12 protein-coding genes and 1 pseudogene are annotated in these 14,274 nt (G+C 42.9%); 2 read left to right on the top strand and 11 right to left on the bottom strand.

Annotated elements, in window-relative coordinates; all coding sequences use genetic code 11:
• Window positions 1-4: 4 nt before the first annotated feature.
• The 5 genes from RSX24_RS09540 to RSX24_RS09515 form a co-directional block, all read right to left on the bottom strand.
• Entirely contained in the window at window positions 5-742 is a 738-nt protein-coding gene (locus tag RSX24_RS09540; protein WP_343260395.1) for an ABC transporter permease, read from the bottom strand.
• Window positions 735-1,658, bottom strand: coding sequence for an ABC transporter ATP-binding protein (locus RSX24_RS09535; protein WP_343260394.1), 924 nt, complete (start codon window positions 1,656-1,658; stop codon window positions 735-737). Before RSX24_RS09535 ends, RSX24_RS09540 begins: the two co-directional genes overlap by 8 nt.
• Window positions 1,659-1,816: 158 nt before the next feature.
• Window positions 1,817-2,740, bottom strand: a complete 924-nt coding sequence (locus tag RSX24_RS09530; RefSeq protein WP_343260393.1) for a sensor histidine kinase — start codon at window positions 2,738-2,740, stop codon at window positions 1,817-1,819.
• Between the two features lie 2 nt (window positions 2,741-2,742).
• Complete coding sequence (locus RSX24_RS09525; protein WP_343260392.1) at window positions 2,743-3,444, bottom strand: response regulator transcription factor; 702 nt, start codon at window positions 3,442-3,444, stop codon at window positions 2,743-2,745.
• A gap of 1,057 nt (window positions 3,445-4,501) precedes the next feature.
• Window positions 4,502-5,383, bottom strand: a complete 882-nt coding sequence (locus RSX24_RS09515; RefSeq protein WP_343260391.1) for a LysR family transcriptional regulator — start codon at window positions 5,381-5,383, stop codon at window positions 4,502-4,504.
• 114 nt (window positions 5,384-5,497) lie between these two features.
• Between RSX24_RS09515 and RSX24_RS09510 the strand changes: the two genes are divergently transcribed.
• Window positions 5,498-6,874 (top strand): MFS transporter, encoded by a 1,377-nt coding sequence (locus RSX24_RS09510; protein WP_343260390.1) that lies wholly within the window; start codon window positions 5,498-5,500, stop codon window positions 6,872-6,874.
• Window positions 6,875-6,959: 85 nt separating this feature from the next.
• Here the strand turns inward: RSX24_RS09510 and RSX24_RS09505 are convergent, their stop codons facing one another.
• The 3 genes and pseudogenes from RSX24_RS09505 to RSX24_RS09495 form a co-directional block, all read right to left on the bottom strand.
• Window positions 6,960-7,469, bottom strand: coding sequence for a GNAT family N-acetyltransferase (locus RSX24_RS09505; RefSeq protein ID WP_438286798.1), 510 nt, complete (start codon window positions 7,467-7,469; stop codon window positions 6,960-6,962).
• Between the two features lie 139 nt (window positions 7,470-7,608).
• Window positions 7,609-7,707 (bottom strand): annotated as a pseudogene (locus RSX24_RS09500) (TetR/AcrR family transcriptional regulator); the annotation flags it as partial.
• Window positions 7,708-7,918: 211 nt separating this feature from the next.
• On the bottom strand, window positions 7,919-9,223 hold the full coding sequence (locus RSX24_RS09495; protein ID WP_343260389.1) for a helix-turn-helix transcriptional regulator: 1,305 nt from the start codon (window positions 9,221-9,223) through the stop codon (window positions 7,919-7,921).
• Between the two features lie 159 nt (window positions 9,224-9,382).
• Between RSX24_RS09495 and RSX24_RS09490 the strand changes: the two genes are divergently transcribed.
• Window positions 9,383-10,000 (top strand): GNAT family N-acetyltransferase, encoded by a 618-nt coding sequence (locus tag RSX24_RS09490; protein ID WP_343260388.1) that lies wholly within the window; start codon window positions 9,383-9,385, stop codon window positions 9,998-10,000.
• Window positions 10,001-10,278: 278 nt separating this feature from the next.
• On the opposite strand, the gene RSX24_RS09485 is transcribed toward RSX24_RS09490, so the two are convergent.
• The 3 genes from RSX24_RS09485 to RSX24_RS09475 all read right to left on the bottom strand — a co-directional run bounded on the left by RSX24_RS09485 (window position 10,279) and on the right by RSX24_RS09475 (window position 14,175).
• A complete protein-coding gene (locus RSX24_RS09485) occupies window positions 10,279-10,785 on the bottom strand; it encodes a hypothetical protein (protein ID WP_343260387.1) in 507 nt (168 codons plus the stop codon).
• Between the two features lie 233 nt (window positions 10,786-11,018).
• On the bottom strand, window positions 11,019-11,582 hold the full coding sequence (locus RSX24_RS09480) for a GNAT family N-acetyltransferase (protein ID WP_343260386.1): 564 nt from the start codon (window positions 11,580-11,582) through the stop codon (window positions 11,019-11,021).
• A gap of 628 nt (window positions 11,583-12,210) precedes the next feature.
• Entirely contained in the window at window positions 12,211-14,175 is a 1,965-nt protein-coding gene (locus tag RSX24_RS09475; protein ID WP_343260385.1) for a GTP-binding protein, read from the bottom strand.
• Window positions 14,176-14,274: the final 99 nt, after the last annotated feature.

Raw genomic sequence — 14,274 nt, 5'->3', positions numbered from 1 at the left:
CACCTCACTTCCTCCTACCCAATGCGATGTTTGCAAGTAATACTGCAACAATACCCCAACAGCAAATGCATAGAACTGCTAAGGGAATGTTAATTGCCTGTGTAAATACAATGCCCGGAATATCTCTATTTCGTAAGACTATAACTGCCATACTGGATAACGGGTGCAGATACATATTTACCGAAATTATAAAAAAGCCGAAAAAGGTATAAACCAATGCTATACAAACCGGAAGAATATATCCTTTTTGAGATGAAGCTATTGCCAAAATCGGTAACATGGCAAAAGCAGTAATAAAACCAATCTCTATACATTTTTTCAGCAAATAAAAAACGCTTCCCCATTCAAATTCGACATATCCGGGAAGTACGCTGAACAGAACAGAAGCAAGGGCTGTAATTAGCATGAAACAAATGGAGTAAATCAAAACTACAAAAAATTTACTGAAAAAGTATCCCATTTTGCTGATAGGCACAATCCAAAGTTGTTTGAGCATATCATACTGATTTTCGTCGTACATAAGTACGGTGCAAAGCATTCCTAAAATAAATGGCAAGATAATCCAAAGCGTATAACCGAGTGCAGACCATTTATAAAACTGTATTGGATCAACACCTGTTTCCCCAAAATACTTGAAGTATAATAGTGCGAAAAACGGCATAATGAGGGCAGCCAACAACATTAGCCAGACAAGTTTCCTTCGACGCAGTTTAAGGAATTCTGTTTGAATAAGTCTAAGCAATCCCTTCTCCTCCTGTAATTTTTTTGAAATAGTCCTCTAAGGTATCATGACAAAGTTGAGAACTAATAACGGCGACATCCTGCATCACGAGAGCCTTGTTGATTGCTGCCATATCCAGAGTAGTGTCATAGAGCCGCAGCGAATGCTCACCCTGTATCTCATAGTCCTTTACACCAAACTGCCGCTCCAAAATTAAAGAGGCTCTGGGGACATCCGAAACCTGAAGCTGGATGTACTTCCTGTTTTTCTTTTCCAGTTCGCTCATGCTGCTTTCTTCCAAAAGAACGCCATGATCGATGACTCCAATATCATCAGCCAATAATGAGATTTCTGAAAGAATATGACTGGAAATAAGGATTGTCTTTCCGTGCGCGACGCTCAAATTCTTTATAAAATCTCTTACTTCTGTAATGCCGATCGGATCAAGACCGTTTGTAGGTTCGTCCAAAATAAGCAGTTCTGGATCATGCAAAATAGCGTTCGCAATACCAAGACGCTGTTTCATCCCAAGGGAATACTTACTAACCAGCTTTTTATCTTTATAAGGTAAACCTACCACTTTCAATGCGTTTTCCACTGCATGTGGGGCTGCTGTGCCACGCAGCTTCGCAAAAATCTCCAAGTTTTCCGTTCCCGTCAAATTTGGATAAAATCCCGGTGTTTCGATAATAGCACCGATACGAGGATATACTCGTTTTTCCCGGCCTTTGATATTCTTTCCGAATACATCTACCTCGCCAGACGTGATCGGAGTTAACCCTAAAATCATTTTCATGATCGTGGTTTTTCCGGCTCCGTTTCGCCCTAACAGACCGTAAATTCGGCCTTTTTTTACATGGAGATTGACTGAGCTAATTACTGTCTGATCCCCGTAAATTTTTGTAAGTTGTTTCGTTTCAATTACAAAATCATTCATCTAAAATCTCCTCACGCTCATTTATTTTGCTTTCGTACTGTGATAACCAAGTAGAATGAAGAAACAATCACAATGAGAAGTATAAAGCATTAACCTTGCCAAAACCTTGCCGGGACCTTGTTTTAATCTTGTTTTGACAGCAAGAAAGCCCTGTGGGGTCACAGGGCTTTCGGTAATAAAACCGTGAATGTAGTCCCTAAGCCAGGGGTGCTGGCCGCTGTAATCATTCCTTTGTGGGCGCTGACAAGTTCTTTGGCAATAGAAAGCCCAAGCCCGTTTCCTTTGGCAGACCTAGAGTGATCGCCCCGATACATTCGCTCAAAGACATGAGGAATATCTTCGGGTGAAATCCCTTTGCCGTTGTCTGTTACCATGATTTTTGCCTGCTGTGTATCCTCGGTAATGCACAGCACTACATGATTCGCCTCGCTGTGAGTCATAATATTTTGTAACAGGTTATTAAGGATACGGGTATATGCGTTTGGGTCAATCCGAAGGGAATATTCTGTTTCGGGTATCTCAATGTCATAATCTAATCCAGCACTTTCTAAAATGGGAACCCACTCTGCGATAATGTTGCGGGATAATTCGTTGAGGTCATATTGCTCAAAGTGAAAAATCTGTTCCCCCGCATCCAGCTTTACCCATTCAAATAAAGCTGTGACGAAATCTTTTAGGCGATGTGCTTTTTCAGAAGCTACATGAATATATTCGTCTTTTTCCTGTCCGGTTACTAACCCGTTTTCGATTGCTTCCAGATAGCCGACAAGTGAGGCCAAGGGAGTCTTTACGTCATGGGAAAGGCTTGTCATTAGGCGCTTATATGCCTGCTCTGCTTGTTTTTGCTGAATAAGCCGGGATTGGCCACTGATTGCAACTTCGTTGATGTCATAACAAATTTGTCTGGTTATATCGTTTTCACGTGCCAGAACACGGCGGTTGAGATTGCCACTTTTTAAATCATCCAAAGCGTCTTTGATAAAAGAAAGCTGTTCCCGGAAATGATGCAACTTCAAAACAAGATACAGGGTAATCAACAGTGCAAGGACAAGTCCCAAAATCAGATAACCGTTTATACTCATACTCATGCCTCCTTGTTGAAGCGATACCCTACGCCACGCACAGTTTGGATATAAAACGGATGCTCTGGGTCTGGCTCAATCTTTTTTCGTAATTTACTAATAAAAGACATGATATTGCTGTCGTCAAAGGCGTAATCTTCTTCCCAGACCTGAGTGTAAATCTGTTTTTTGGTGAACACACGCCCTTTATTCGATGCCAGGAAGAAAAGCAGATCAAATTCCTTTCCAGTAAGCTCAATCATAGTGTCCTTCACAGTAACAAGACGGTTTGTTTTGTCAAGGACCATTTCTTTCAGCATCATGCACTCGGTGTCTATTCCCGTCGTAGGGTTTAAGGTAGTATAGCGGCGAATAAGGGAATTGACACGGGCCATCAGTTCGTTAATACTGAATGGTTTTGTCAAGTAATCATCAGCACCAAGCCGCAGCCCGGAAACTTTATCTTCTTCGTCACTTTTGGCGGTGAGCATCAGAACAGGGACATTGCTGGTTTCTCTAATTTTTTGAAGCACTTGAAAACCGTCCAAGTCGGACATCATAACATCAAGTATGATCAGCGAAAGGCTATCCCGATGTTCATCAACCAACCGCAGCCCTGTTACACCACCTGGAGCAATCAAAGCCAATAGATTTTCCTGCTCTACACATTTTTTTATAAGAGCGCACAGCTCTTTGTCATCGTCTATAATCAAAACACTAATCATGTTTCTGTTCCTTTCCTCGCTTTGTTCTACCGTCCCTCGGCTTTTCTGCATCTTTCGGAATGAGCCAAACGGATGCCATTTAACTGCACAGGGTATGCGACCGTTAGCCGTAGTAATAATTGGTCATTCGGGGAAATTGACCCCATTTTTTTGCTTATTCTTTTAATGTGATGTAATCCATGCTCTAAAATAGAGATTGTACATCGTATTCTTCCATTATTCAATTTAATAAACCTTCACAATTCCAGAAAAGCGCCCGTTTAGGCTTAAGACTTTGAGCGAGATTTCGGTACCCGATAGCCCCCCATCGTGACAATCTCCTGATATTTTGACAATCGCAACGGCCACCCCCAAAACGAAACCTTCCATTCCTTCATCTGCTCTTCTATATATGTATGGATGACCTATAATGATTCCACTATCATTAATACCTCTCTCATATAGTCCTCTTTCCTTAATCTCACTATAATCTGATCGGACGCTTAAGGATTTGCTCGGTTTGCCTATATCGCGCAGTTATCTGGTGCCGATCGGCTTTGCTTTTACAACTTTGATGAAAATACTTCTGAATAGAAATACATTTGGAAGGAGATGATGCACGCTCAATGTGCCTTCTATCTCTTTGAAAACGTATACGGCTAGACTCTAACTTTAAGTTTTCACTTTTTCAGCTTAAAGGAATAACTAACGACCATCCTTGTCATGTTTAAAAACTTTGCGTATATTTTCGTTAAAATGTTGTTATTCTATCTCTAACTTGGAAGTAAACATAAGCATCCGATCAATTTTAAGAGGTTGTTATGCCTGCCATTCAGTAATAACCGTTTTTGCGTATCCTATGTAAACGATGTGAATGTCATTAACCTCCACCCATTTGCATTAATAAATAAAATCTTCAGTGTGTTTAGCTCATAGAAGAACATATCCACTATGATAAAGAGCCGCTAAATATAGCGACTCCAATAGAAATATAATCTTGCCCTTCCCCCTTATGGTATACATAGCTCATTTTTCTCCTTATTAGTTCAAATTAATTTTAAGAAGAATTATACATTATTTAATATTTTCCATAAAAATCAGCTAGAAACAGCTGAAATTCGCGCGCAGCTTGGGACAGGTAACGCGCATCATTCCATGCAACGGAAAACGCCCGCCTACTTTCCACGCCTTCAATCCGGAGTAAAGGGTAGGACGGAGGTTCATCGCTTTTACATCCGGGAATTAACGCTACGCCCAGACCGGCTTGGACGAGATGGCCTAGAGCGGCGGGCTCCTCCACCTCGCATACGATGTTCCGCTGTATGCCTGCCCGTTCTATAATTCCGTCGTTGACTTCGCGGAACGGATGGCCGTTTTTGTATTCAATAAACGGTTCGTCTGCCACCTCTTTCAAAGAAATGCTGTCCCTGTACGCAAAGCGGTGTCCGCGCGGGACAGCCAGAAATACCTCCGTCCACAGCACGGGCAGGTTAGAGATGCCTGGCTGCGGCGATGGCAGGGACCCGAATGCGAGGTCCACGCTGCCCTCCTCTAGCAGCTCTTTGATACTGTACGTTGCTGCGGGCGCAATTTGATTGATGCGGAAGTTGACCTCCGGATACTGGCTGCGAAAAGCAGCCAGCGCAGGCGAAAGGCGATTCAGCGTATTGGTTGCAATTACGATCGTTCCCCGTTCCAGCCCTGCCATATCCGTGATTTCCTTCCGTCCTTCCTCCAGCAAGCTCAATGCTGCCTCGGCTTTTGCAAGAAATGCTTTGCCAAAGTCGTTAAGCCGAATTTGACGGTTGCTCCGGTCGAACAATGGCACGCCCAAATCCTCTTCCAGCCTGGATATTGTCTTACTGAGAGCGGGCTGCGCGATATGCAGCTGCTCTGCCGCTTTGGTCATGTGCCCCAATCTGGCTGTTATGCGGAAATAGTGAAGCTGCAGCAGTTCCAAGTTTTCACCTTCTTTTCATACACTAAAAGTTATGGATAGTGGACTAAATATATATTCTTCATTATTTATTTAACAGTATAAAATACGGAGTGACTAAAAGAAAGGGTGATTTCCATGAACGTAAAAAAACTATTGTATATCCTCGCCTTCACGTTGATTCTGTCCTCCATGAGCGCAACGATGTTTAATATTGTGCTACCCAAAATGGGAGAGGAATTCGGCTTGTCCTATTCGCAGGTGAGCTGGGTATCCGCCATTTACCTTTTGGTCTATGCTATTGGCTCTGTCGTCTATGGCAAGTTGGCCGATCTGATCAAGCTGAAAAACCTAATGACCTTTGGTCTTGTGCTATTCGCCATCGGTTCGTTGATCGGGCTAATCTCCCAGGACTATTGGATGGTGATCATAGCCCGGGTCCTGCAAGCTTCTGGAGCTGCGGTCATCCCTGCCTCGGCGATGATCGTTCCGGCAAGATACATTCCGGCAGAACGGCGTGGCTGGGCGCTGGGAATAACGGCGAGCGGTTTGGCCATCGGGAATGCACTTGGGCCGATCGTATCCGCCCTGCTCGTCAGCTTTGCCCATTGGCGCTGGTTGTTCTTCCTGCCGCTGCTTCTTGTTTTTACATTGCCTTTGTATCGCAAATATCTCGGAGATGAACAAGGGGACGGTGGTAAGCTGGACTGGATCGGGGGAGGTTTGCTGGCGGGAACTGTAGCATCTCTTATGTTGGCGATTACGTTCTCGGATTGGAGAGCGGCTGTTCTTGCCGCAGTATTCTTGCTGTTGTTCCTTTTCCGCATTTCCAAGGCGGATACACCGTTCGTCAATCCTGCCTTGTTCCGAAACAGCCGCTTTTCGTTGAGCTTGACCATTGCATTTGTGGTGATGGCTATAAGCTACTCACTACCTTTTCTTACTCCGCAGCTGCTGGCGGATGTCCACCGGCTTTCGCCGAATTTGATCGGGTTTGCCATGGTGCCTGGAGCTGCGGTTGCGGCCATTTTGGGGCGAAAAGCGGGTAGACTGGCAGATTCCAGAGGAAACAATGCGTTATTTTCATTAGCCGGCGGGCTGCTCGTGACATATTTTTTACTGCTGTCTTTTTTTGCTGGTTTGCCGCCCGTGCTTGTTGCTTTATTTCTTGTTTTCGGGAACGTTGGGCAAATATTCATGCAAATTGCAGTATCCAATACGATAGCAGGTACACTGCCCAAGGAACAGATGGGAATCGGAATGGGACTGTTCTCGATGGTAAATTTCATATCCGGCGCCGTGGCAACGGGGGTTTACGGAAAAGCCATCGACCAAGGCGCGACCTTTCGCCTCAATCCGTTTTATGATTACGCGGATTCATATGTGTACAGCAACTTGTATACATTATTGGCGTTCGTCGTCTTGGGGGTGTGGACCATCTATTGGCTCTGTTTTCGTAGCGGGGCGCCTATAAGTCCAAGCGCAAAGAACGTTAAGAAACAGGCAGCGAGCTAATGAAATGATAGCAGAAAAAGACACCTCGGGCACCATGTGTAGTAAGCTCACGTCTCTTATACCAAAGACGTGGGCTTTTTGGAATTTATACTCCGTCCCCGACCCTCAACCTCCAGTCATTACATCGTATGGGGGTACCAACAGGGTATTCAAAATCACATTCACCAATAAGGGAGAAGCCGAGCTTGCGACAAATGGCATTAGAAGCAGGATTGCTGATTTTAGGAAAAGCATGAATGAATTCATGTTTCTTTTCAGAATGGATCGAAGCTATGGCTTTTGCTGTTGCTTCTGTGGCGATCCCTCTGCCTTGGAATACTGGTAAAACACTCCATCCCACCTCATAAATCGATTCTCCTTGCCAAGACTGATCCCAATAGCCCACACTGCCAACAACCTCAAGACTCGGAAATAGGAGAATCTTAAACATTCGTCCTGTTCCTCTTTCAGCGATTTCACAATAGCGCCTATGACGAGTCACGAGTTTTTCCTCAGTTTCTGGACCTCCAAGGTGCGCTGTCATCTCTGGCGAATTTAATTGGCGAAGTAAACCTAGATCCCCTTCATTCCAAAGTTCAATGATTACTTTTCGCATATTACTTTGTTCCGTAATGTTACTCACCTCACTGTTTTTTTCGATCGAAACAAAACTATAAAACATCTGCTGTTTTCATTTTAATCATACCGGAACATACATTCTTAATCCATCTAAATTCACCTCAATAAGCAACCTACGCTTCTGCCGCAATTTGATTAATCGTGATGCTCTCGAATTCCTTTTCTGACATTAGCCTCATAAAAGCATCACTAATCGCTTGCCTTGATTTTGAAATACGCTTGGCATAATCCTTCTCCCCTTTACCCCATTCAAAAAATGGTCACTTTGAAGTCCTGTGTTGAAAACTCAACAACCCCGCAACTGCTGCAGTTCAACGGTCAATTACCGTCAGATCTGCTCTTTTCGTTTTAATTCTAAATACTGAATAACCATGACGCATTCTTTCATGACTGTTTAAGCCTTCACGCTCTTCGATGAGATCAACGTTAACGAATTTCAATTGTCCACCCCTTCATATGTTCTGACCCATAAGTAAGGGTATAGTTTTGAAGCAGCTGTTGAATTGTTGCGATCTGCTCTGAAATAGCTTTATTACTTGTTCTCACAATGAACACAGGATGAATATCGTTTTCGCTAAATTTATTAATAATCAATGTCAGAAATTTAATATTACTTTTTTGAGAATTTAAGTTCTCTTCGAATCCAAAAACTTTGTATGGACTTGAGTCATTAGCTTGAAGAATCAATTGTAGATGCTTATCTAAATTACCCATGAGAAATTCAGATACTTTTATCAGGTATGGAGAGTTTGATTTTTGATCATAAGGAACAAATAAATCAATATGAATTCGCTTATTTTTTTCATTGCAAATTGCTTCATCACTGTAAAATAATTCACTATGCATTGGAATAACTAATGTTGGATCGATTATTTCCCTACAGAGTTCTATCTCCTCTTGCTTTTTTTTATTTTCTTTTCGAAATTCTTTCGGTCCCTCTGGGAAAATCTTATTAAACTTTTGATAAAAATATCTCGGAGAAGAAAAACCACTCTCGTTTGATATATCAACAAGGCTTAAATCTGTCGTTAATAATAGTTTGATCGCATGCTCAATTCGTAAGTAATGAAGTAGATTTTGCAGCGTATCTCCTATTAATAACCTGAATTGTGATGATAAATAATCTAAATTTAAATATTCCTCTGTAATTTTGGCAATTTCATTCAAAGATGCCTTGTTGGTATAGCCCTTGAAATGAAATAAATAATTATATATTTTCTCCATTCGTTGCAGCTTGGTTGAGTTTCCTTCGAAAATTCTTTTGACATCAAAATTCGTCATGAGTAGATCCAACAATTTTTCGATAATTTTTATTAGGGTTAAGTATCGTATCTCACTCTTGTTTACAACTGGAGATATTAGTCTGCATATTGCTTCATTCGTTTCTTTTATTCGCTCTGACCCTAGATATGTTCCAGGGCTGAATTCATGAGCAAACCAAATTTTTGATATATCCGAACAATAATCTTTTGCGAATTCAGCATCTATATTTATTTGGAGAACTAAATTATTTTCATTAGTCTGCAATAGACGGTGAACTTGATTGATATTGAAAATTTCAATGGCACCCTTACCTAAGCTTCTCTCCTCGTCTGCAATTGCAATGTGAATGCTGCCTTCCAATACAATAACCACTTCAATGGAATTACTCCAACGAAACGGTTCATCTCTAACTCTTAGAAACTGTACGTTTAAAGGAGTATTCTGGGCCAAATAGCTCTTACTACTCAACGTTTATTCCACCTTTCAAATCAACTGTCATTAAAAGCAGCCTGAGTCTAAGAAATGTACCAACAAGTCAAAGAAATGTGAATTGTTCATTTTGCCTCATTTTAGGAAAATGAAACATGGAACATCAATGAACTTTAAAAAAGATTGGGGGAACTAACATTGAATCAAGTTGAGCTCACTTCCAAGCTTAATCTCCAACAACAAAAACACGTTGCAAATTTATTTTACGAAGCTTTTCCATTGAAAGTAAAATATCTTTGGTTTTATGGAAAAACTAAAGAGCAAGCAGTTGAGCTATTAGCTCAATCCATTCAATTTGAACAAGGCGTATATGCAATAAGAAATGGAGAAGTGGTTGGGTTTCTCGGATATAATATTGGAAAAAAAGCCTTTGTGCCTGCCAATTATATCGCTTTTCGGAAGGTTTACTCTCCATTCGCAGCGATTTGGCGATTTGTTTTTTATGCTGTTTATTTAAGGTTTCATTTGTACAGGGAAGATATATTGCATATTGATCCTATTGCTGTGTCTGAAAAAGCTCGTGGCAACGGGATAGGTAAGTTGTTATTAAACAAGGTAGAACAAATTGCAAAAAACAAGCAAATTCCCAAGATAAATCTAGAGGTTGTTGACACTAATCCGTCAGCACAAAAATTATATGAACGTTACGGTTATATTATCAAAAAAGAGCTTAAATCGGGCGCGCTTACTGTAAAAGCTGGCTTTAGGAAAGTGATATTTATGCAAAAGAGTTTAGATATCCCTACGACAACCTAATCTGATTGACACAAACAGCTGCTGAGCGCTCCAGTTCCTTGTACTCGTTATTGATGTCTTTCTAAAGATACAAAGTAAATCGTGTTATTGAGGTAAGTCGATTACAATAATTTGCCCCATAGTTGATTAAAGGCAGCTGACCATATTGATCAGCTGCCTATTTTGATTGTATTAAGCTGTCGTTTCCCCGTTAGATTCGCAGACTTCAATCGTATAAACCATGCCACAACAGTTATTCTATTATTAACTCACCCTTAATTCTGTACTTCACCTTATTATTAGAAGGCTCTTCTTGTACATAACTTACTTTCATTATTCGAATCTTTATACACCAATATGATATTCAAACTGAATAAATTCAAGTTTTCATTAAATGCCCTTATGTTCAATAAGTATATGTACCATTTAGGAAGATGTATTTTTATACCGTGTTTTTCTGCGCCAACAGGATGAACCGCTCCCATTTCCTCAAGATGAAAATTGATTTCATGTTTGATATTTTCTACTTTATTAAATTCAGAAAGATAAAATGAATGATGATTTTCACCATTGAAAACGGTGTGATCTTTCATAAAATCACTTAATTCATCAAAATTAACCGCAATCTCAACCATGACATTTTCTGCTGGGATATTTCCATGATTATAAACTTCTAGATAAAAACCAGATTTTTCGTCTTGAAACGATTCATCCACACCACTTCCCCAGTCCTGAAAGAGTGATTGATGGAGTTCAACTTCAAATGTTTTAGACGGTATGGCTAAGTTTACTTTTCTACTATTCATCTGTTCATCCGTCGCCGTTTGATGATTCTTTTTCAGTCGAAGCACAGCAAACACAGATATGAATGGTTAATGAATTTACAGGTAAAATAACGATTAGAGATACGCCTAATTGCAATAGGAACATGTTCTTGTCCAACACGGTAATCGGGTACATGGTCTTGTACCGAAAAAAAAGCCGCTAATATAGCGACTTCAATGGGAGTATGTGCTTGTCCCTCGAGATTAAATTCGGTCTACCTCTTCTTGTAAGCAGCCTTATGAAAAGCATTGATATAACCAAACAGTGCTTCGCCATCATCAGGCACATCCGTATTTCCATCCAGTGGCAGCATCATTGCTTGATAAGGCTCTGGCACCATTCTATATTGATGAACATAGGAAGTTAGGACGAACCCGTTGCGTTGCCAAAACTGAATGCGTTCCTGATGAGCCTCCGTTGTGCCGGATTCCGCCTCGATAATCATACTTTTGATCCCGTGTTCCTTTAACCCCCATGCTCTGAGCTGCTCCAGCATCCAAGTCCCGATACCCGATCCGCGCAGCTTCTGATTAACCGCGAGGTAATCGATGATCAGGATGCGGTTCGCTGCCTTCCCCGCCAGTCCAGTAACAGCCATCGCAACCACTTCTCCATGATGCACGCCCGTGTGTAAGTAACCAATCCCCCGGTCCAGCATACTGCGCAGAATCGCTTTTGTCTTGGCGCCGGTTGGAAAAGCCTCATGATAGATCCGCTCCATCCGCGCCCACAATGCTTCATCCCACGCCTCTATAGTAGTAAACTCTAATTCCAGCATCTCATTCGCCTCCAGATTTTTATCATAACAAATTCCGCCTCTGCTAACACTGTTAATGGTACTCTTTATTATTCATTCCGTGTAATCGGTTTAGTACAATTTTTTTGAGATTATCCATTAAACAATTTACTTCTCTGGTTGGGAGTAAATAATGCCCTACTTCAACAGGATATGTTCAGGTCGGCTTTTCCTAAGCAATAAGCAGATAAACCTAAACAAGAACCGGCTCAGCGCCGGTCTAACATAGAGAACATAATAATTGGCTTATACTTATACTAACCATAGGAGTTGTGGGCATTGAAAGTATGTTGATTCCATCTATAATGGCAAACAAATGCTGATCAATTACGAAATGTTCGTGGAAGACTTTTTTCAGAGAATGACTTTGTACACCAACTTGTTAGTGTAATTGGAGCATAAAATAGATGGCCTTCTCGTAAAGTTGGTAAAAAGCAAAAAAGCATCAGCACCTGCTTCGCAGGGATCTGATGCTTCCAGAGAATTGTATTCAATACGATTAGTATAATCTATGATCCTAAGGCTCGTCAGCGCTCGGAATTTCGTAATATTGCTCAAGCCGTGAAGACCTATAATTCCATAAATTCCCATGTCAGTCCCCTAATATCATTCAAGGTTCTAATTCAAGGTGCATCTTGGCTTCCGCCTCATCCCATGGCACCGAGTAACCCGCCCCCTTGGCGCAAAAGATGGAGGAAGATGTATACAATGGGTCTGCCCCTTTGCGGTAGCCCATACGCTCTATGACTTCCTCCGTATTGTGGCAGCGGTCGTAGCCGCCGAACACGCAGCGGATACTGCCTCGTCCATGCGTAAAGGATGCAAATTCGGCACTGTAGTTCATGAAAGTCGACACAGGCACCCTGCCCGTGACCACCGCTTGCGTTCCGGCTGTCTCCGGCGGATTAAAAATACCTGAAGCACGCTGAATATCGGACAGCACCCTGCCCATTTCATCGATAGCGACTTTGATTTTGAAATCGTAATAGGGCTCCAGCAGCACGTTGTCCGCCTTCTCCAAACCCTGCCGTAGTGCTCGAAAGGTAGCCTCACGAAAATCGCCGCCATGGGTATGTTCTTTATGCGCGCGGCCCCTCAGCAGGGTGATGTTCACATCGGTGACCGGCATGCCGGTCAGCAGTCCGTGATGCTCCCGTTCGTAGAGGTGATTCCGAATCAGGTTCTGATAGCTGACATTCAGATCATCGGCATGACATCTGCTATCGAACGTGATGCCGCTGCCCCTTTCTCCCGGTTCAATCAGCAGATGCACTTCCGCATAATGTCTGAGCGGTTCGAAGTGTCCGTACCCTTTCACAGCCGATTCAATCGTTTCCTTATACAAGATTTCCGGTTGTCCAAAAGAGATCGCAAAGCCAAACCGCTCTCTAACAAGCTGCTCCAGCACTTCCAGTTGAATCAATCCCATGACGCGGATCGAAATCTCCTGCAATTTCTCATCCCAAACGACGTTCAGAGACGGCTCCTCCGCCTCCAGCGTGCGAAAAGCACCGAGCACCTTCTGTACAGGTATCGAATTGTCGAATAATACCTTCGATTGTAACGTCGGCTCCGAATCGTAAGCTAACTTGTCGGATATCGCCCCCAGGCCTTGTCCGGTCTCGGCGGCGGACAATCCGGTAACCGCAAACAAATCGCCGGCTTCTACTTGTTCCACCGGCTGCGATTTAAGGCCGTTAAACAAGAAGAGCCGCGTAATTTTTTCATCATATTGAACCCCGCCGCTCTCATAACGAAGCTGTTCTCTCACCTTCAACCGACCACCCAGTGCCTTAATGAACGTAAGTCTCGCTCCGCCTGCATCGTGCCGAATTTTATACACCCGCCCCTGGAACGAAGCATCCCCGTCATAAGTGGTTGTCGTCAGCAGATGCAGCTGATCCAGAAATTCAATGACACCTGTATCCTGAAGCGCAGAGCCGTAAGCACAGGGGAAGAGAAGACCGACCGCGATCATCCTCTGCAAAGCCTCCAGCCAGAAGCCAAAATCATCTCTCCCCTCCAGGAATGCTTCCAGCAAAGCTTCGTCCCGCTCCGCCATGGCCTCACGCAGCGGCTCACCGATGATGCCGTCAGCGAAGCCCTGTGTAATGCAACATACTTCCCCTGTCAACTGCTGACGGATATCCGCCTCGGTTCTGCCTGCATCCGCTCCGATCCGATCCGTCTTGTTGATAAAGAAAAACGTCGGAACCCGATGCTTGCGCAGCAGCTGCCAGACTGTCTCAGTATGGCCTTGGACGCCTTCAACTGCGCTTACAATCAGAATGGCATAATCAATGACCTGAATCGTTCGCTCCATCTCCGGGGAGAAATCGACGTGTCCTGGCGTGTCTATTAAATAGTAGCTGTCTCCTTTATATTCTATTACCGCCTGATCTGCGAAAACCGTAATGCCCCTTGCCCGCTCGATGTCGTGGCTGTCCAGAAACGCATCCTGATGATCCACCCGCCCTCGCGACCGGATACTGTTCGTATGGTACAGCAGCTGTTCCGCAAAAGTAGTTTTACCTGCATCCACATGGGCGAACAGGCCAATCGTTAGTCGCTTCATCGAATCCCACTTTCACCATTTCTTGTTTTTACTGCTCATTTTATTAAAGCATAAAAATCGGGAGAGTGGGTAGGAGTCCGTTTGGAGAGAGAGTTCGAT

The sequence above is a fragment of the Paenibacillus hubeiensis genome (assembly GCF_032334105.1).
GTDB lineage: Bacteria > Bacillota > Bacilli > Paenibacillales > Paenibacillaceae > Paenibacillus > Paenibacillus hubeiensis.
This window is presented reverse-complemented; position numbering and strand designations above follow the sequence as displayed.